Consider the following 18,529-nt stretch of genomic DNA (forward strand, 5'->3'; position numbering starts at 1 on the left):
GGAGGGGAAGAAGCGGGTCCGCGACGGATCAGCGGGCGTGGTTCCCCGGGCCGGTCAGGGCTCCGGGGCCACGGCGCATCCGTACGGAGTGCGCGGAGCCCCGGCCGAGACCGGAGATGATGATCGCGTTGTTCGCTGCCACGGACGGCACATTAGGCGGGGCGCGCGAGGCATTCAACCGAATTACGGCCGCTCGCACATCAGCGCTGGTAGCGGGCCAGTACCAGGTTGCCGTCGTCCTCCAGGCGTGCGCGCAGTTCGCGGAGCCCGATGGCGCCGCTGTAGTACTCCTGGAAGGCGGGCGTGGCGACCTTGTCCTTCCACTCCGGATAGCCCCGCACGGACTGCGCGGGCGCCGAGCGCAGATGGGCGGCGAGAGCCGTGCCGGTGGCCCAGTCGTTCTCGGTGGTGTGCAGGGCCGGGGCCTTCAGCGCCTCGGTGCCGGTGGGCAGCATCCAGTCGCCCAGGGCGAGGCGCACCATGTTCTTCGGCCGCAGCAGGAAGTCGATGAACTCGGCCGCCTCCCGCTGATGCGGGCTGTCCTCGGCGATGGACAGGGTCTGCGGGCTGACGCCCTGGGTGAGGCCGTCGGCGCCCGCCGGGGCGGGCAGCACCTGCCAGTCGAAGCCCTTCGGCGCCTGCTGCACGATCTGCTGGCGGTACGAGAAGCCGAGCGGCACCATCGCGTATCTGCCGCCGAAGAAGCCGGGCAGGGTGTCCGAACCGCCGCTGCCGAGCGTCGTGGGTGAGGCGCTGCGGTCGTCGTTCGCCTGGCCGTGGATGGTGCGCGGCACGACCTGGTCGTCCGGCCCGAAGCGGATCGTCACCTTGCCGTCGGCGCCGCGGTGGAACAGCTGCCCGCCGGCCGACAGCGACAAATTGAGGGTGGCGGAGACGGGTTCCTTGAGCGGCCAGGCGACACCGTACCTTCCGTCGCCGCTCAGCCTCTCGGTGATCTTCCGGAACTCGGCCCAGCTCCAGGGGCGTTCGGGGGTCGGCACGCGGACGCCGGACTCCTCCAGCCACTTGGCGTTGGCGATGAGCACGCGAGGCTCCTGGAGGAAGGGCACGCCGTAGATGCCGTCGCCGAAGGTGGCCGTCTCCCAGCTGCGCCGCGGGATGTCGGACCTGAGCCGCTCGGGCAGCAGGTCGGTCAGGTCGGCGAGATAGCCGCCGTACGCGAAGTCCGCGAGGTCGTCGGAGGCGTCGTGGATGATGTCCGGGGCCTCACCGCCCTCGAAGGAGGTGAGCAGCTGATCGTGCACACTGTCCCAACTCCCCTGGACGTACTCGACCTCGACGTCGGGATGGGTGTCGTTCCACTCCTTCACCAGTTCCTTGTTGACCTCGACGGACTCCTCCTGCCATGCCAGGGACTGGAATCGCAGGGTGATCGGTCCGGCGGAGCCGCGGTCGTCCCCGCCGGTGCATCCGGCGAGCAGCAGGGCGAGGACGACGATCAGGGTCGACAGCAGTCTGGTGCGCATCAGCTCTTCACCGCCCCGGTGAGCATGCCGCCCGTGATCCGTCGTTGGATGACCGCGAACACCACCAGCGAGGGCAGCGTCGCGAGGAACGCGGCGGCGGCCAGCGGGCCGAGGTCGGCGACGCCCTCCGCGCCGATGAAGTGGGTGAGGACGACCGGCAGGGTCTGCTTCTCCGGGGTCTTCAGCAGCACGAGCGCGAAGAAGAACTCGTTCCACGCCGTGACGAACGCGAACAGCGCCGTCGCCACGATGCCCGGTGCGAGCAGCGGGGCGGTCACCGACACCAGGGTCCGCAGCCGCCCGGCCCCGTCGACCGCCGCCGCCTCCTCCAGTTCGGCCGGCACCGCGCGGACGTATCCGACGAACATCCACAGCGCGAACGGCAGCGCCCACACCACGTACACCATGATCAGGCCCGGCACGGAGTTGATCAGCCGCAGGTTCTTCAGCACCAGGAAGAGCGGGATGATCACCAGCACCAGCGGGAACGCCTGGCTGACGACGACCCAGCCGGTCGCCGCGCGCGCGAGCCGGGTGCGCCGGCGGGCCATGACGTAGGCCATCGGGGTCGCCAGCAGTACGGCGATCAGGGCGGCGCCGAGCGCGGCGATCAGGGAGTTGAGGGCGGCGTGCAGCAGGGGCTGCTCGTCGAAGGCCTGGCGGAAGTTGGCGAGGGTGGGGTCCTTCGGGATCCAGGTGGGGTGCAGGCTGCTCAGTTCGCGGGGCGGCTTGAAGGCGGTGGAGACCAGCCAGAGGAAGGGGAAGGCGAGGAAGAGGAGGTAGGCGAGCAGAGCTGCGTACTGTCCGGCGCGGCCGGTCCGGCTGGTCCTCATGCGTCGTCACCTCCCCGGAGCCGGCCCACCAGGAACAGGGCGAGGAGTACCGAGATCGCCGCGACCATCACGCATCCCATCGCCGCCGCGTAGCCGAACTGCCCGTAGCGGAACGCCTCTTCGTACGCGAACAGCATGGGCAGCCGGGTGCGGCCGCCGGGGCCGCCGCTGGTGAGCACATAGACCAGGGCGAAGGAGTTGAAGTTCCAGATCAGGTTGAGTGCCGTGATGGACAGGGCGACGGGCCTGAGTGCCGGCCAGGTGACGGTGCGGAAGCGGCGCCAGGCCCCCGCGCCGTCCACGGCCGCCGCCTCGTGGAGTTCGCGCGGGGTGTTCTGGAGGCCGGCGAGCAGGGCGACCGTCGTGGTCGGCATGCCGGCCCAGATCCCGACGACGATCACGGCGGGCAGTGCGGTGCCGAGTCCGCTGAGCCAGTCGCGGCCGTCGCCGAGGCCGAGATCGCGGAGCGTCTCGTTGAGGATGCCCGCGTCGGGGTTGTAGACCAGCCGCCACATGACGCCGACGACGACCTCGGGCATCGCCCACGGAATGATGGCGAGGGCGCGGGCCAGCCAGCGCAGGCGCAGATCCTGGTTGAGGAGCAGGGCGAGGCCGAGCGCCAGCAGGAACTGGGGCACGGTGACCCCGACGGCCCAGACGAGGCCGATCCGGAAGGACTCCCAGAAGAGCGTGTCGTGCAGCAGATCCCGGAAGTTGAGACCGCCGATCCACTGGGTGGGCTGGGTGCGTCCGGACTGGGCGTCGGTGAAGGACAGCAGGATGCCGTAGAGCAGCGGTCCGACGCTCAGGATCAGGATGGGGATCAGCGCGGGCAGGACCAGGAACCAGGCGCCGTGATCGGTGACCCGCCGCTTCGCTCTCGTACCGGGTGCCGGTCTCACCGGCCTCTCCGCCTCGGTCGCCGATGTCACGGCCTCATCCCCCTCGCGCGGCCCTCGGGTGGGCCCCGTCATGGTCGTGAAGGCGCCGTACCCCGTCAAGGCGGCGCGCACTCGGTCCGACCTGTGCAAATGCGAGACTGGGCGGGGATGGCGGGAATCCGCTGCCGGCCATGGCGGCCTACGACCGGACGGGAGCGGACGATGGACGAGGCACGGGCGCGGAACGTACTGGCCGCGGCGGCAGTGCTGCCAGGTCCGGCGCGGGACGCGCGGCTGCTCGCCCTCGGCGAGAACGCGGTGTTCGCCGCCGGTGACCTGGTCGTCAAGGTGGGCCGGGACACTGAGCTCCTCGACCGGGCACGGCGCGAGCTGGGCATCGCTGTGTGGCTGGAAGACGCGGGCGTCCCGGCGGTGCGCGCCGCCGAGGCCGAGGCGCTGCTGGTGGAGGGGCATCCGGTGACGGTGTGGCACCGGCTGCCGGAGGCGCTACGGCCCGCCGAGCCCCGGGATTTGGCCGAACTGCTACGGGTGGTGCACGGTTTGCCCGCGCCTTCGTTCGACCTGCCGCCACGTGAACTGTTGGGTGGCGTGGAGCGGTGGCTGCGGCTGGCGGGGGACGCGATCCGGCCGGTGGACGCCGCGTATCTGCGGGAGCGGCGGGACGGGTTCGCCGCCGCGGCGGCGAGGCTGACGCCCCATGTGCCGCCGGGTCCGATCCATGGGGACGCGCTGCCGCGCAATGTGCATGTGGGGCCGGACGGGCCGGTGCTGGTCGACCTGGAGACGTTCTCGGCCGATCTGCGGGAGCACGACCTGGTGGTCATGGCGCTCTCCCGGGACCGGTACGGGTTGCCCGCGGCAGCCTACGAGTCGTTCGTCGAGGCGTACGGCTGGGATGTGCGGGAGTGGGAGGGGTGCGCGGTGCTGCGGGGGGCTCGGGAGACGGCCAGCTGTGCGTGGGTGGCCCAGCATGCGCCCGGCAATCCCCGGGCGTTGGCCGAGTTCGAGCGGAGGGTGGCTTCGCTGCGGGAGGGGGACGAGTCGGTGCGGTGGTATCCGTTCTGAGCGCTTGCGGGTCCGGGCTTGCTGCTCGCCGAGCTGGGAGTGCGGGAGATGCCCGGCTGGTCTCTCCCGCGCCCCTTCGGGGCGGCACGGCAGAGGGCGCTTGCCGGCCTGGGCGGCGGGACCGCACTCCGCTGAGGGGGCGCGGGGCGAGGGCCGGTGCAGGCGCATGTCCGGCGGGGCTTCGGGGCGCCCCCCGCCGGACGCCACGAGGCCGCGGGTGACCGGGCTCCCCGGCGCTGTCGCACAGCTCGACCGGGCCACCCACGCCGTTCGGCCACTACCCCGAACTCCTCGATCCGAGCGGCCGGATGAAGGCGGCGGCAGCCGGCCGCGGCAGCGATCGTCTCGCTGACCGCCAGGGCCGTAAGCAGGCGTGCAGCGTGCTCCACGGCTCGTCCGCTCACGTCGTCAGGGGTGACCTCGGCGCCCGACGAGCCGACGCGGTGTCGAGCGCCTCGACCGACGGGCGGGTGCCTCCCTTCAGAGCGCCTCGCCCGACACCGGCTCCCCCACCGGCTCTTGCCTCGCTTCCACCACCGGTTCTCTGAGCGGCCACGTCGTGTCGACCACCGCGGTCGGGTCGCCCTTGCGGCGCAGGAAGCTCTGGAAGTCCGCCGCCCACTCGGCGTACCACTCGATCTGGCGGCGGTGCAGCTCCGCCGGGCCGAGGGTCGCGATCTTGGGGTGGCGGGTGGCTATCGCGCAGGCGAGGCGGGCCGCGGCGACGGCGTCGGCGGAGGCGTCGTGCGCGGAGTCGAGGACGATGCCGTACTCCCGGCAGACCGCTTCGAGGTTGCGCTTGCCGCGGCGGTAGCGGTCGGCCCAGCGGTCGATGGTGTACGGGTCGATGACCGGCGCGGGGGCGAGGCCGCCGAGTCGGTCACGCAGGGACGGCAGTCCGTACCGTCGCAGCTCCGCGGAGAGCAGGCTCAGGTCGAACGCGGCGTTGTAGGCGACGACCGGCACGCCCGTCTTCCAGTATCCCGTCAGGACGTCCGCGATGGCGTCGGCCACCTGGTCGGCGGGGCGGCCCTCGGCGGTGGCGCGTTCGTTGCTGATCCCGTGGACGGCCACCGCGTCCGGCGGGATCTCCACGCCCGGATCGGCCAGCCACTCCTTGTGCCCTATGGGCTGCCCGGCCCTGACCTCGATCACGGCCCCGGTGACGATGCGCGCCTCGCGCGGGTCGGTCCCGGTGGTCTCCAGGTCGAAGCCGATCAGCAGCTCACGGTGCCAGCCCATGGGCGGTCCCCCTTCTTGGTGGTGCGTTCCCCCAGTGGTCTCCACCTTCCCATGGGCCACTGACAATCAGAGGACCGCATTCCGCTTCCATGAAGGGCAGACGCGGGAACGCACGGCCCGGAACGGGCACTTCAGGACACCGGTCGTGAATCCGCCCACATCAGCTCGAACTCCTCGCGGTACGTGGGGAAGAGCCCGCTTTCATCGATCTCGTCCGACTTGACCAGTCTGCTGCCGTTGCGCAGGACCAGCACCGGCGCCTCCAGACCGCGCGTCCGCCGCAGATAGGACTGCACGACCGCGAGGCCGTCGGAGCCGTCGCCGTCGACGAGGTAGGCGGTGAAGCGGGGTGTCTCGTCGAAGACCTGGATCTCGAAGGCACTCGGGTCCCGCAGCCGGGACCGCACCCGGCGCATGTGCAGGATGTTCATCTCGACCGCACGGCTCAGCTCGCCCCGCTTGATGCCCAGTTCGCGCTCGCGCCGCTTGACCGCGCTGGAGGCCGGGTTCAGGAACAGCAGCCGCATCCGGCAGCCGGACTCGGCGAGCCGCACCAGTCGCCGTCCGGAGAAGTTCTGCACGAGCAGGTTGAGGCCGATGCCGATGGCGTCGAGCCGGCGCGCCCCGCCGAAGATGTCCTCGGCCGGGAACTGGCGCAGCAGCCGGACCCGGTCGGGGTGCACGGCGACCACGTCCGCGTACCGGTCGCCGACCAGGCTCTCGACGGCGTCGATGGGCAGCCGGCGCGCGGACGGGACGTCGCCGCCCGCGCCGAGGATCTCGAGCAGCCGCGCGGAGGCCCGCTCGGCCTGGTTGAGCACCGCCTCGGACAGGGCGCGGTTGCGCGAGACCACGTTCCGCGCCACTTCGAGCTCGTCCAGGGCCAGTTCGACCTCGCGGCGGTCGTCGATGTACGGCTCGAAGCACGGCCAGTGCTGCACCATCAGCTCACGCAGCTGGGGCAGCGTCAGGAAGCTCAGGACGTTGTCGTCGGCCGGGTCGAGCAAGTAGCCCTTGCGGCGACTGACTTCACGCACGGCGACCGCGCGGTTCACCCACTCCTGGCCGGCCGGTCCGGCCGCCGCCACGACCCAGTCGTCGCCGTGGACCGGTTCGTAGATGGGGCGCAGGACGGCGGCCACGACCGCGCGCAGCCGCTGTTCGACGAGGTTCAGCCAGATGTACGCCCGGCCGGCTCGCTGGGCGCGCGTACGCACCTCGCGCCAGGCGTCGGCGTCCCAGTCCAGCTCCGGGCCGATGGAACTGGTCTCCATCGGCCGGGCCAGGGACACCGCGCCGGGTGGGACCTCTGTGGAGTTCCCCTCGTGACCCTCGTCACCAGGGGGCAGCTCCAGCCCTCCCGAGCCCACCCGCGCACCGCCTTCCGCTCCCCCGAGCACTCCCCGTCCCAACGATCAAGGAAGGGTACTCCGGGAGCGGTCGGCGGTGCAGCCGGATGGACAGGGTTCGTTTCTCAACTACGCGGTCGCCAGTGCCCGTTCTGCCAGGCGAGCTCGCCCGGAGTGAGCGGATTCATAGCGGTCACGTCCCGCGGGACGATGGAGAATCCCTGCCAGTGGACCGGCATGGGCTGCTGGTCCTCGTCCCGGGCGATGTGGTGGAAGCCCACGTTCGTCCAGACGATCGGGTGCTTGAGCGTCTGGCCGTTGACCCACTTGTCGACGGACTTGGGGTGGGTGTTCGCACAACCGGGGTTGTGGCTCGCGAACTTCTCGCACTTGTTGTACTCGGTGAAGTACAGGTCGTGCTTGGTGTAGCTGCGGCCCGGGTACTTGGTGCTGGTGCCCGGAACGATCTCGTAGGACCGCGCGTGGCCGTCCTTGTTCTTGCCGGTCGCGCTGACCACGCGCCACCAGCGGTAGTTCTTGGCGTCGCCCGCGAGTTCCTTGGTGACCTTGGTACGGGTCGTCTTGGTCTTCGGGGCGCGGTCACCGGCGGCCGGGGCGGTGACCGCGGAGTCGTACTGCTCGATCCCGTTCTTGGAGGAGCCGTCGAGACCGAAGTCGAGCCGCCAGAAGACGTTGTGGCTGTGGCTGGTGGCCTTGGCGCGGTCGCCCTTGCCGATCGGCCAGCCACGGCCGTCGCCGGCGTCGTAGTCGTCGTAGGAGAGGCTGCCGGTCGCGCCGACGTTCATGGTGACCGTGCCGTCGTCCTGGAAGCGCCACTCGGTCATGTACTCGTACCAGCCGACCTGGTTGACCGTGTAGACGAGCAGGTCCTTGCCCTGGGCCTGGTAGACCTTGTTCGCGCTGTCGCCCTGCATGCGGTAGGCGTGGCCACGCGCGCGTGTCGTCGTGCACAGGCCCTTGACGTTCGGGTTCTGCGGGTCCCAGGCCTCTGGAACCTTGACGGACTTGATGGTGCCGCCCGGGCATTCGCTCGGCGCCAGGTTCATCAGGCCCTGGGCGAAGCCGAAGCCCGTGAGGTCGTCGTACTCGACGCTGCCGTCGTCGTACGGGACGTGGATCTGGCCGACCCGGGCGCTGTTGAGCACCTTGATCGGCTTGGCTTCGCCCTTGGGCTGGTAGGAGATCTTTTCCAGGACGAGCCCGGCCTTGCCGTCGTAACGCCAGCACATCCGCCAGGTCGTGCCACCGCTGAGCTTCTGCTCGATGCGGTAGGCGGCGGAGCAGTCGGCGGCCGGCGCCGGGGCTGCCTTCGGCTGGGCGGAGGCGGGGCCGGCGCCGGTCGTCGCGCCGGCGGCCAGCGCGGCCACGGACAGGCCCACGGCGGCGCCCCGGCGGGCGCGGCTGATTCTCCGCGGCCGGGAACCGCTCATCGAACTCTTTACGCGCATGAAGAAGTGACTCCCTTACAGGAGGTACAAGTACGTGGGGTGCGAGTTGGAAAAGTGAACGGAGGCGTTTCAGCCGATGTCGAGCTTGGCGACCTTGCGGGCGCTCAGGTCGATCACGAAGGACCGGGCGTCGATCCAGGGTCCGTTCTTGACCTTCGGGAACAGCCGCACGCACCGGTGCTCACCGCACTTGTCCAGTACGGCGGGCTGGGCGCCCGGAGCGGCCCGGTACACGGCGCCGTTGAGCAGCAGCTGGTCCGGCGAGGTGAGCTCCTTGCCGGTGGCGTCCTTGTAGTCCGCCTTCATGTCCGCGCCCAGCGGGTCGGCCATCAGCAGCTTCGCCGCCTCGGCGTACTCGGCACGGCCCAGCGGGGGCTGGACGCCCTGCTCGGTGGAGGTGTGCTCGACCTTGCCGGTGTCGAGGTTGACGGTCCTGGTGACGAGTGCGTCCGTCTTGTAGTCGTAGAACGACACCTCGGCCCGGCGCGCCGCCTTCGTGCCGTCCACCTCGTCGGGCTCGGGCTCGGCGAGGTCGACGCCGATCTGCTGCGGGCCCCGTTCGCCCTCGACGTTCTCGCCGGAGGTGCGCAGCGGCGAGTTCGCGGCGAGCTGTGCGGCGCGGGCCAGCTCGTCATCGGTCAACGGGTCGTTGCCCGTGCCCTTCTTCCCCTCGGTCGGTGCCTCTTCGACGGTGCCCGGCGGCACCGCGGCGGCCCCCTGTCCCTCAGCCGCCTGCTGGGCGGCGCGACCGTTGCCGGCCGCTCCGGTTTCGTCGGCCCCGGCCGTCCCCGGCAGGGTGACCGCGACCATCACGGCGGTCCCCGCCACCGCGATGGCCGTACCCGCCACCACCTTGCCCAGATGGCGGTGCACTATCTTGCGCACATCTTCCCCCTACTCCCCGTATGTCCCCGGGAGTATGTATTGGCCCCACTGGTTCGGCATACCGGGTATGCCTGGTCGATCGGTAAGAGGGGCCTGAGTCATGGGTGGTTCCATCACTTTCGGGGAGACTCGATGTCAAGGCTCCCCCGACGGCGCGCTCGAGCTGAAAGAGTCGAATCCATGCAGGTCTGGCCTGGAGAGGCATATCCACTCGGTGCCACCTACGACGGCGCCGGCACCAACTTCGCGGTCTTCACCGAGGCCGCGGACCGAGTAGAGCTGTGTCTGCTGCACGACGACGGCTCGGAGACGGCGGTGGAACTGCGCGAGAGCGACGCCTTCGTACGGCACGCGTACGTGCCGGGCGTCATGCCGGGGCAGCGGTACGGCCTGCGGGTGCACGGCCCGTACGCCCCCGAGCGCGGCTTGCGCTGCAACTCCGCGAAGCTGCTGCTCGACCCGTACGCGAAGGCGATCAGCGGCTCCATCGGCTGGGGCGAGGAGGTCTACGGCTACCACTTCGACGAACCCGACAGACGCAACGACCTGGACTCGGCGCCGCACACGATGTCGTCGGTCGTGGTCAACCCGTACTTCGACTGGGGCGACGACCGGCGCCCGCGCACCGACTACCACCACACGGTGATCTACGAGGCCCATGTGAAGGGCCTCACCATGCGGCATCCGGGGCTGCCCGAGGAGCTGCGCGGCACCTACGCAGCCCTGGCGCACCCGGCGGTCATCGAGCACCTCACCGAGCTGGGTGTGACGGCCCTGGAGCTGATGCCGGTCCACCAGTTCGTCAACGACCACCGGCTGGTCGACATGGGCCTGAACAACTACTGGGGCTACAACACCATCGGCTTCTTCGCCCCGCACAACGCGTACGCCTCCTGGGGCGACCGCGGCCAGCAGGTCCTGGAGTTCAAGTCGGCGGTGCGGGCGCTGCACGAGGCCGGCATCGAGGTCATCCTGGACGTGGTCTACAACCACACCGCCGAGGGCAACCACCTGGGCCCCACGCTGTCCTTCCGGGGCCTGGACAACCCGCAGTACTACCGCCTGACGGACGACCCGCGCTACTACATGGACACCACCGGGACCGGGAACTCGCTGCTCATGCGGTCCCCGCACGTCCTTCAGCTGATCATGGACTCACTGCGCTACTGGGTCACCGAGATGCATGTCGACGGCTTCCGTTTCGACCTCGCGGCCACCCTGGCCCGGCAGTTCCACGAGGTGGACCGGCTGTCGTCGTTCTTCGACCTGGTGCAGCAGGACCCGGTGGTCTCCCAGGTGAAGCTGATCGCCGAGCCGTGGGACGTCGGCGAGGGCGGCTACCAAGTGGGCAACTTCCCGCCGCTGTGGACCGAGTGGAACGGCAAGTACCGCGACACCGTACGGGACCTGTGGCGCGGCGAGCCGCGGGCGCTCGCGGAGTTCGCGTCCCGGCTGACGGGCTCGTCCGACCTGTACCAGGACGACGGACGGCGCCCGCTCGCCTCGATCAACTTCGTCACCTGCCACGACGGCTTCACGCTGCACGACCTCGTCGCGTACAACGACAAGCACAACCACGCCAACGGCGAGGACAACCGCGACGGCGAGAGCCACAACCGGTCCTGGAACTGCGGGGCCGAGGGCGAGACCGACGACCCGGCCGTCCTGGAGCTGCGCGCCCGCCAGATGCGCAACTTCATCGCCACGCTGATGCTGTCCCAGGGTGTGCCGATGCTCAGCCACGGCGACGAGTTCGCCCGCACCCAGCACGGGAACAACAACGCGTACTGCCAGGACAGCGAGCTGGCCTGGGTGGAGTGGCCGGACCCCGCGGGGGACGCCGAGGAGGACGGCACCGAGGGCGGCGAGGAGGACACCCGCGGGGCCGACGGCGGGCTGCTCGCTTTCACGCGCGCGATGGTGTGGCTGCGACGGGACCATCCGGTCTTCCGCAGGCGGCGTTTCTTCCACGGGCGTCCCGTGGAGGGCACCCATGACGACCTCTCGGACATCGCCTGGTTCACCCCGCAGGGCAAGGAGATGACCCAACGGGACTGGGACCGGGCCCAGGCGTCGGCCCTGACGGTGTTCCTGAACGGCAACGCGATCTCGGAGCCGGGCCCGCGCGGGGAGCGCATCAGCGACGACTCGTTCCTGCTGATGTTCAACGCCTCACCCAAGACCCTCGACTTCGTCGTGCCGGTCAATCACGGGCGCCAGTGGCAGGTGGTCGTGGACACCGCCCGGCCGGATGGGGCGCCGGAGGGGGCGGGGGCGAAGGTGCAGGCCGGGGACCGATTGAGGCTGGTGGACCGGAGTATGACGGTGTTGCAGCGGCCGGTGTAGGGCTGATGGGCGGGGGGTGGGGTGGGGACGGCAGCGCCCCACCCCACCCCCACCTCATGGGTCCACGTGGCGGCGGCGATGACACGAAAGGCGGCAGGACGGGTACGTAGCTCTGCATGACACCTGAGCGACCTGACCCGACGGTGCCGACCGCCACCTACCGGCTCCAGTTGCAGCCCTCGTTCCCCTTCGGGGCCGCGGCGGCGGCCGTGCCGTACCTGGCTTCGCTCGGCGTCTCGCATCTGCACCTGTCCCCCGTGCTGGAGGCGGTCCCGGGGTCGGGGCACGGCTATGACGTCGTGGACCACGCGCGCGTGCGTGCGGAACTGGGCGGCGAGGACGGCCTGCGCGCGCTGGCGCGCAGCGCGCGCGAGCACGGTCTGGGGCTGGTGGTGGACATCGTGCCCAACCACATGGCCATGGCCCCGCGCCACAACCGCGCGCTGTGGGAGGTGCTGCGCGAGGGCCCGAAGTCGCCGTACGCGCGCTGGTTCGACATCGACTGGGAGGCGCAGGGCGGCCAGGTGCTGCTGCCGGTGCTCGGGGGCCCGCTGGGCGAGGAGCTCTCCCACATGGCGGTGGACGGCGAGGTGCTGCGCTACCACGACCATGTGTTCCCGCTGCGCGAAGGCACCGAGGACCTGCCGCTGCCGCAGCTCCTGGACGCCCAGTGGTACCGCCCGGCGTGGTGGCGGCTGGCTCGTACGGAGCTGAACTACCGGCGGTTCTTCAGCATCTCGGAGCTGATCGGGGTGCGGGTGGAGGATCCGGAGGTGTTCGAGGCCACGCATGCCAAGATCCTCCAGCTGCTGCACGACGGTGTGATCGACGGACTGCGCATCGACCACCCCGACGGCCTCGCCGATCCCGACGCCTACCTCCGGCGGCTGCACGAGGCGACCGGCGGACGCTGGACCGTCGTGGAGAAGATCCTGTCGGACGGGGAGCGGCTGCCGGCCTCCTGGCCCGTGGCCGGCACCACCGGCTACGACGCCCTGCGGCACGTCGACGGCCTGTTCACCGACCCGGCGGGCTTCGCTGAACTCCTCGCCCGGTACCGGCGGTTCGCGGCCCCGCAGACGGACCGCGGTGGGGACTGGGGAGCGACGGTGCGGCGAGCGGCCTACAAGGTGCTCACGCACGAGCTGGCCACCGAGATCGACCGGCTGACACGAGTGGCGAGCCGGGTGTGCGCCAGCTCCCCGGAGCCGGCCCTGCGCGACCGGGCGCCCTGGGCACTGCGCACCGCCCTCGAGGAACTCCTCGTCCGGATGGAGGTCTACCGGCCGTACGCCTCGGGGGACGCCTCCCGCGTGGTCACCGAGGAGGCGGCGGCCGAGGCGCGGCTCGCCTTCGTCGTGCCGGAGGAGGCCGGTGCGGTCGACGTCATGCGCGAGCTGGTGCTGGGGCGGGCCGGTGACGGGCCGGACCATGTGGAGTTCCGGACGCGGTTCGCGCAGACGGCGTCGGCACTGCGGGCCAAGTCGGTGGAGGACACGGCGTTCTACCGCTATGTGCCCCTGCTGTCGGCGACCGAGGTGGGCGGCGATCCGGGGAGCCCGGCGGTCTCGCCCGAGGAGTTCCACGCGTACTGCGCGCGCGTGCAGCGCGATTGGCCCGCGTCCGGGACGGTCGTGTCGACGCACGACACCAAGCGCAGTGCGGACGTACGGGCCGCGCTGGCCGTACTCACCGAGTGCCCCGAGGTATGGGCGGACCTGCTGGCCGAGGTGACGGGTGAGGGCGAGGGCGTACCGGACGCCCAACTGGCGTGGGCCGCCTGGCAGACGGTGTTCGGGCTGGGTGAGGCGGCCGGGGACCGGGTGCGGGGGGCCCTGCTGAAGCATGTGCGCGAGGCCGGGCTGTTCACCAGCTGGACGGAGCAGGAACCGCCGTACGAGGACGCGGTGGCGGCGTTCGTGGCGGCGGGGCCGTGCGGGGCGCCGGGCGAGCGTGTGACCGCCTTCCGGAGCCGTCTGGCGCCGCACATCTCGGCCAACGTGCTCGGCATGGCCCTGGCCCAGCTGACCATGCCGGGCGTCCCGGACGTCTATCAGGGCACCGAGGGCGAGTACCGGGCACTGGTGGACCCGGACAACCGGCGGCCCGTGGACTTCCCGCACAAGGATCCCGGCGAGAAGGGCGCGGTGACCGCGGCGGCGCTACGGCTGCGCAGGCGGCGCCCCGAGGTGTTCGGAGAGTCGGCGTCGTACACGCCCCTGACGGCACAGGGACCGTCGGCAGCGCACTGCGCGGCCTTCGTGCGCTCCGGAGAGGTCGTCACCGCGGTGACGCGTCTGTCGCTGCGGCTGGCACAGGCGGGCGGATGGCGCGACACGACGCTGCCGCTGCCGCCGGGTCGGTGGGCGGACGTGCTGGCTCCGGAGCGCGAGTTCTCGGGGCACGCGCGCGTGGCGGAGCTTTTCGAGGGGATGCCGGTGGCGTTGCTGGAACGGGTCGAGGAGGAGTCGGCGTAATTCCGGCCGACGGCTGGATCGGTGGGCCGCCGGGGCGCCGGGCAGCCGGGCCGCCGGGCCGCCGGGCGATCGTGCTGCCGGGCGATCGTGCTGCCGACGGCCCCTCCGCACGGCTCCTCGGGCGCGTACGACGGCGCCGCACGCCCCGGCCTCACGCCTGCGAGCGGCTCGCACCCGCGCGCGCTCCAGGGCCCGTGTCAGACGGTCGGCGCGTGGTGACGGGGGACGGCGCTCTCCCCTTCACTCTCCCCGGACGTACACCTGTTCCCCCTCGTGCCGTGTGGTGCCGTCTCTCGTGGCGTCGCGTGCCGTCGCTCCCGGCCCGGAAGTCACCCTCGCCCCACGGCAGAACGGAACCGCCGGCCCCGGATGCCTTCGCCCCCGCCTCTCAGGAGCCAATGCAACCGGGCGCCCTCTGGAGGCGCCCCGCGAACTCCTTGACACCTCAACCAGACCGTGGGGTACTGCGGATTGCGAAGCCAGGCGGATGTGACGGGGGTGAGTCTCCTGCCGGAGCTGCGCTATCTCGCCCTTCCCGAACTGGTCCGGTCCGCCCGGGCGCTGGCCGCGCACCGGCCCGGCCTGTGCACGCTGAGACAAGTGGGGACCTCCCGGGCCGGCAGGCCCCTCCAACTGCTGTCCATGGGTCATGCCCGGCGTGCCGTGCTGGTGGTGGCGGGCGCCCACGCCAACGAACCCACGGGCAGTTCCACCCTCCTCGCGGTCGCCGAACGCGTCCTGCGCGAACCGGAGTTACGCACCGACACCTCGTGGCACTTCCTGCTGTGCGCCGACCCGGACGGAGCGAGCCTGCACGTCACCCCGGCCCCACGCAGCCTGTACGACTACCACCTGGGTTTCTTCCGGCCGGCGGCCGAGGAGCAGCCGGAGTGGGCGCCGGCCGCGCTGCCGCCGGACCGGCTGCCGCCCGAGACGCGCGTTCTGACCCGCGTCATCGACGAGCTGCGCCCCTACCTCCAGGTGACCTTGCACGGCACCGACCTGGGCGGCAGCTGGGTGCAGTTGACGAAGGACGTGCCGGGTCTGGCAGAGCCGTTCGCGAAGTCCGCTGCGGAACTGCACATCCCGGTGGAGACCGGCGCTTCGGACGCGGCGGGCTGGCCCGCGGCCGGACCCGGGGTGCACGTGATGCCCGCGCCGGGAGCGGGCGCGGCGTATCCGAGCATGCCGGACGACGCCCGCAGCAGCACCTGGTACCACGTGCACCGGTACGGCGGTCTGACCGCGGTCGTCGAGGTGCCGATGTGGGCGAGCGACCTGGTGGACGATCCGGCGCCGCATCCGGACCCAGCCGGGGCGATGCGGCGGCTGGCCGCGCGACTGCGGCAGGACGGTCTGGAGGTGGAGCGGGTGTTCCGCGAGGCTCTTCCCCGCCTGGACGGCTTCGAGGGGCCCCTGTTACGGGCGGCGAAGTGGGCCCTGGAGCTGGTGCCGGGGCTCGCCGCCGACTGGATGCACACTCCACCGGCCAACGACACCAGGGCGTACATCGGGAGTGTGGACGCCTTCGGGCGGAGGCTGCCGCTGCGCGCCGCGGCGATGCTGCTGCGGGTCCTTCAGGAAGCGGGCGACAGCGCGGCGCCGCGCCTCGATCACCGGGTGGCGACCTGGAGCGACGCCTTCGCCGAACGCTTCCGTGCCCGCTGGGTGCCGTTGGAGCACCAGATCGAGCACCAGTCCCGTACGGTCCTCGCGGCGGCCTTGCACGCGCGTGACCGGGCGGCGTGAACGGCCCGCGTGGCCCAGCGGCGTGACCGGGCCGCGTGACCGGGCGGTCTGACCAAGCAGCGTGAAGCGCCGCGCCACGCGCGCGTGCGGCACCGTGAGCAGGCGCAGGCGGCGTCAGCCGTCCACCGCGAACACCGCACCCGTGCGGGCCGCCAGTCCGCATCCGTTCGAGAACGTCTCGTGGTACTCGACGGGCCGGCCGTTCCACTCTCCGCGCGCGTGGGCGGTCACCGGCGCGTAGATCATCGGGCAGAAGGCCTCCGGGCGCTCGAGCCGGCGGATGTCACCGCCGACCCGGTCGAGCTCGGCGCAGGCCTCGGCGGCCTTGCGGTGGCCCTGGGGCGGGTCGCACAGCAGCAGCCTGCCGGGGGCATCGGCGTGGTGGCGTTCGCCGCGGGTGACCGTGACGAAGAGCCAGTTGCCGCTGTCGGATTCCTGGGCCGCCGCCTGGGGCACGGCCGTGCCGAGAGCGAGGGCGGCGGCTGCGGCGAGCAGACCGCCTCGTAGCACTGTGATGCTTAGGGTCATTCCCGATGCATCGGCACGGCGGCACCGGCATTCCAGCCCGACTCACCCGAACGGGAGCACGCGGGCGCGTACCGTCCGGCGAGTTCGAACGTGGCGAGCACGACCCGCGACTGGTACTCCACCTGGCGCGCGACCGGGATCCAGCGGGCGCCGCAGCCGTCACGGTAGTCCTCGCACCACTCGTCGAGCAGCCGGTCCAGCTCCGGCAGCGCCCCCACCGGATCGCGGTCGGCGCTCGTGACGAGCTGGTGCAGCAGCCCGGCCGTACGCAGGGCGAGGCGGCGGCCCGCTATGCGCAGCGCGGCCAGGTGGGCGGTGCTGAGCGGCGGGAGGGGGCGGGCGCCGACGGTGACCGGGACGTCGGGGTCCCAGGTGTCGGCGAGCCCGGGGCAGACCAGTAAATAGTCGTCGACGGGGGCGAGCAGCCGGGCCGTCTCCGTGCCGACGGGCAGATGTGGCCGCAGTCGCGCCAGCAGCCGGTCCAGGACCCGGGCATCGTGGCGCAGGGTGTGGCTCACCATGCGCAGGACCGTTTCCTCATCGGCGTGCGGAGCGCCGTCCTCCACGGCCGGTACGCCCCACATGGGGGCCTCGACGACGGCCGTGATCGTGCCGTGCCGGTGTGGATGGAACCAGGTCGACTCGACGGCCGCCTCGGTGATGGCCGCGGCGAGGTCGCCCCGGCGCGGCCTCGGGATGCGGTAGACGGCGGGCCCCAGTTCCGGCCAGTAGAGGGTGTCGTACGGGCCGAGCTCGCGTGGGATGCCGAGGCGGGCGGCGCTGTGCGCGACCCGCTGGGCGAGACCGGGGAGGTCGTGGGTCAGCTCGACGAAGCCGCCGCCGACGTCGACGCCGTGCAGGGAGCACTGGAGGAAGGGCCGCAGTTCGTCCTGGAGGTCGAGCAGGGCGCGGGTCTCGGGCAGCGTGGCGGCGGACGCGCCGTCGGGCAGCCATTCGGGCTGCTCCAGGAAGCCGGGCCGGAAGAAGTGCCGGAAGTAGCCGCCCAGGGCGTACGGGCCGTGCAGCCAGCCCTCGTTGCGGCGCAGGCCGTCGGGGTCCAGGCACAGCAGCAGGTTCCAGGTGGCGTCGGCGCCCTCGTGCAGGCGGGGGTCGGCCAGGACGCGTTCGGCCAGTCGCAGTACGGTCGCGCCGCCGACCGGTTCGTTGGCGTGCGGGCCGGCCACGACGAGGACCTGGCGGCTGCCGTGTCCGACGGACAGCAGCCACAGGGGTGTGCCGGCGCGGGACGCCCCCACGCGACGCAGCCGCGCGTCACGGGGCCGGCGGGCGACGAGCGCGGCTGCGCGGGCGCCCAGCTCGTCGACGGTCGGGTAGCGCAGGAGGGGCGGCAGGGCACACCTCCACAATGTGGTGCCGTCGATTCACCTGGTGTGCATGGTGTACGCACAGTCAGTCACGACTTGACGAGTACGTCAACACCGCAGAAGGTCAAAGGGACTTGACTCAACGCGTCAAGTAAAGCCAAGGCCACAGCTGCGGTTCGGCTCAGTGCGCGGCGATCCGGAACGACATCCGGCCGAACCCGACCTGGTCGCCCTCGCGGACCACGACGGCACCGATGACCCGGCGTCCGTTGACCGTGGTGCCGTTGGTGGAGCCGAGGTCGCGCAGGACCCACATGCCGGCCTGATGACTCAGTTCGGCGTGCACCCGCGACACGGTCTCGTGGGTCAGCCGCAGCCCGTTGGCGGGGTCACGGCCGATGCGCAGCGGATGGCCGGCACCGGGATGCGGCAGCAGCAGCTTGGGCAGCCGCTCGGCCTGCCAGGCCCGGCGCAGCCGTACGGTGAAGCCGGAGAGCGCCTCGACGGTGCCGAACACCAGACGCGACATCCGGCTCTCGACGGGCAGGTCGGCGGTGAGCACGGCGAGCTCGTCGGCGCGGCGGGCGGCGAGGGCGAGCTCCATGCGGCGCACGAACGTGTCGTGCGAGAGCCGGCCCATGGCGACGCCGTCGCGGAGCACCTGAAGCGCCTTGTCGCGCTCCGCGTCGGAGAGCCGCGCGGGGTACGTGTTGAACTCGAAGGACGACGTCACGGTGCTGATTGTCGGTCAGTGGACCCCAGGTGTCCAGAAAACAGGGAAACGGCCGCCACGCGCGCGTGATCGGCGGGACCGGCCGCGACACCCGCCGCAAAAGGGAAGATTCAAAAGCGGATTGATCTCGTTTGGAGCA

Annotated in this window: 14 protein-coding genes; 4 read left to right on the plus strand and 10 right to left on the minus strand. The window is 71.6% G+C overall.

The window, feature by feature from the left end; genetic code table 11:
• Nucleotides 1-200: 200 nt before the first annotated feature.
• The 3 genes from ACHBTE_RS02670 to ACHBTE_RS02680 are packed head-to-tail and all read right to left on the minus strand — an operon-like array spanning nucleotide 201 to nucleotide 3,252.
• Nucleotides 201-1,487 carry an ABC transporter substrate-binding protein gene (locus ACHBTE_RS02670; protein ID WP_394721657.1) on the minus strand — a complete coding sequence of 429 codons (1,287 nt, stop codon included), beginning with the start codon at nucleotides 1,485-1,487 and terminating at the stop codon, nucleotides 201-203.
• Complete coding sequence (locus ACHBTE_RS02675; protein WP_394721658.1) at nucleotides 1,487-2,320, minus strand: carbohydrate ABC transporter permease; 834 nt, start codon at nucleotides 2,318-2,320, stop codon at nucleotides 1,487-1,489. Before ACHBTE_RS02675 ends, ACHBTE_RS02670 begins: the two co-directional genes overlap by 1 nt.
• Nucleotides 2,317-3,252 carry a carbohydrate ABC transporter permease gene (locus ACHBTE_RS02680; RefSeq protein ID WP_394721659.1) on the minus strand — a complete coding sequence of 312 codons (936 nt, stop codon included), beginning with the start codon at nucleotides 3,250-3,252 and terminating at the stop codon, nucleotides 2,317-2,319. The genes ACHBTE_RS02675 and ACHBTE_RS02680 overlap by 4 nt, the downstream gene beginning before the upstream one ends.
• 171 nt (nucleotides 3,253-3,423) lie before the next feature.
• On the opposite strand from ACHBTE_RS02680, the gene ACHBTE_RS02685 reads away from it, so the two are divergent.
• Nucleotides 3,424-4,287, plus strand: coding sequence for a phosphotransferase enzyme family protein (locus ACHBTE_RS02685; RefSeq protein WP_394721660.1), 864 nt, complete (start codon nucleotides 3,424-3,426; stop codon nucleotides 4,285-4,287).
• A gap of 480 nt (nucleotides 4,288-4,767) precedes the next feature.
• Here the strand turns inward: ACHBTE_RS02685 and ACHBTE_RS02690 are convergent, their stop codons facing one another.
• The 4 genes from ACHBTE_RS02690 to ACHBTE_RS02705 all read right to left on the minus strand — a co-directional run bounded on the left by ACHBTE_RS02690 (nucleotide 4,768) and on the right by ACHBTE_RS02705 (nucleotide 9,232).
• Nucleotides 4,768-5,529: a 3'-5' exonuclease gene (locus ACHBTE_RS02690; protein WP_394721661.1), complete on the minus strand. Its 762-nt coding sequence runs from the start codon at nucleotides 5,527-5,529 to the stop codon at nucleotides 4,768-4,770.
• 131 nt (nucleotides 5,530-5,660) lie between these two features.
• The gene (locus ACHBTE_RS02695) at nucleotides 5,661-6,899 is read right to left on the minus strand and encodes an SAV2148 family HEPN domain-containing protein (RefSeq protein WP_394721979.1); all 1,239 of its coding nucleotides are present in this window, start codon (nucleotides 6,897-6,899) and stop codon (nucleotides 5,661-5,663) included.
• Between the two features lie 104 nt (nucleotides 6,900-7,003).
• Complete coding sequence (locus tag ACHBTE_RS02700; protein ID WP_394721662.1) at nucleotides 7,004-8,347, minus strand: copper amine oxidase; 1,344 nt, start codon at nucleotides 8,345-8,347, stop codon at nucleotides 7,004-7,006.
• Between the two features lie 69 nt (nucleotides 8,348-8,416).
• Nucleotides 8,417-9,232: a Tat pathway signal sequence domain protein gene (locus tag ACHBTE_RS02705; protein ID WP_394721663.1), complete on the minus strand. Its 816-nt coding sequence runs from the start codon at nucleotides 9,230-9,232 to the stop codon at nucleotides 8,417-8,419.
• A 180-nt stretch (nucleotides 9,233-9,412) separates the two neighbouring features.
• On the opposite strand from ACHBTE_RS02705, the gene glgX reads away from it, so the two are divergent.
• From glgX to ACHBTE_RS02720, 3 genes are all read left to right on the plus strand, one after another.
• Nucleotides 9,413-11,578: a glycogen debranching protein GlgX gene (gene glgX / locus ACHBTE_RS02710; protein WP_394721664.1), complete on the plus strand. Its 2,166-nt coding sequence runs from the start codon at nucleotides 9,413-9,415 to the stop codon at nucleotides 11,576-11,578.
• A 116-nt stretch (nucleotides 11,579-11,694) separates the two neighbouring features.
• On the plus strand, nucleotides 11,695-14,055 hold the full coding sequence (gene treY / locus ACHBTE_RS02715) for a malto-oligosyltrehalose synthase (protein ID WP_394721665.1): 2,361 nt from the start codon (nucleotides 11,695-11,697) through the stop codon (nucleotides 14,053-14,055).
• A gap of 498 nt (nucleotides 14,056-14,553) precedes the next feature.
• Nucleotides 14,554-15,804 (plus strand): M14 family zinc carboxypeptidase, encoded by a 1,251-nt coding sequence (locus ACHBTE_RS02720; RefSeq protein ID WP_394721666.1) that lies wholly within the window; start codon nucleotides 14,554-14,556, stop codon nucleotides 15,802-15,804.
• A gap of 114 nt (nucleotides 15,805-15,918) precedes the next feature.
• On the opposite strand, the gene ACHBTE_RS02725 is transcribed toward ACHBTE_RS02720, so the two are convergent.
• From ACHBTE_RS02725 to ACHBTE_RS02735, 3 genes are all read right to left on the minus strand, one after another.
• On the minus strand, nucleotides 15,919-16,332 hold the full coding sequence (locus ACHBTE_RS02725; protein ID WP_394721667.1) for an SSI family serine proteinase inhibitor: 414 nt from the start codon (nucleotides 16,330-16,332) through the stop codon (nucleotides 15,919-15,921).
• Nucleotides 16,329-17,699 carry a M14 family zinc carboxypeptidase gene (locus tag ACHBTE_RS02730; RefSeq protein WP_394721668.1) on the minus strand — a complete coding sequence of 457 codons (1,371 nt, stop codon included), beginning with the start codon at nucleotides 17,697-17,699 and terminating at the stop codon, nucleotides 16,329-16,331. The genes ACHBTE_RS02725 and ACHBTE_RS02730 overlap by 4 nt, the downstream gene beginning before the upstream one ends.
• 139 nt (nucleotides 17,700-17,838) lie before the next feature.
• Nucleotides 17,839-18,390: an FHA domain-containing protein gene (locus ACHBTE_RS02735; protein WP_394721669.1), complete on the minus strand. Its 552-nt coding sequence runs from the start codon at nucleotides 18,388-18,390 to the stop codon at nucleotides 17,839-17,841.
• Nucleotides 18,391-18,529 lie beyond the last annotated feature (139 nt).

The organism is Streptomyces sp. M41, assembly GCF_043673425.1.
Taxonomy (GTDB): domain Bacteria; phylum Actinomycetota; class Actinomycetes; order Streptomycetales; family Streptomycetaceae; genus Streptomyces.

Bases quoted from the DNA above. Each gene is read 5' to 3' on its own strand.
- ACHBTE_RS02670 (WP_394721657.1), bottom strand. From the start codon at position 1,487: ATGCGCACCAGACTGCTGTCGACCCTGATCGTCGTCCTCGCCCTGCTG.
- ACHBTE_RS02675 (WP_394721658.1), bottom strand. From the start codon at position 2,320: ATGAGGACCAGCCGGACCGGCCGCGCCGGACAGTACGCAGCTCTGCTC.
- ACHBTE_RS02685 (WP_394721660.1), top strand. From the start codon at position 3,424: ATGGACGAGGCACGGGCGCGGAACGTACTGGCCGCGGCGGCAGTGCTG.
- ACHBTE_RS02690 (WP_394721661.1), bottom strand. From the start codon at position 5,529: ATGGGCTGGCACCGTGAGCTGCTGATCGGCTTCGACCTGGAGACCACC.
- ACHBTE_RS02700 (WP_394721662.1), bottom strand. From the start codon at position 8,347: ATGCGCGTAAAGAGTTCGATGAGCGGTTCCCGGCCGCGGAGAATCAGC.
- glgX (WP_394721664.1), top strand. From the start codon at position 9,413: ATGCAGGTCTGGCCTGGAGAGGCATATCCACTCGGTGCCACCTACGAC.
- treY (WP_394721665.1), top strand. From the start codon at position 11,695: ATGACACCTGAGCGACCTGACCCGACGGTGCCGACCGCCACCTACCGG.
- ACHBTE_RS02725 (WP_394721667.1), bottom strand. From the start codon at position 16,332: ATGACCCTAAGCATCACAGTGCTACGAGGCGGTCTGCTCGCCGCAGCC.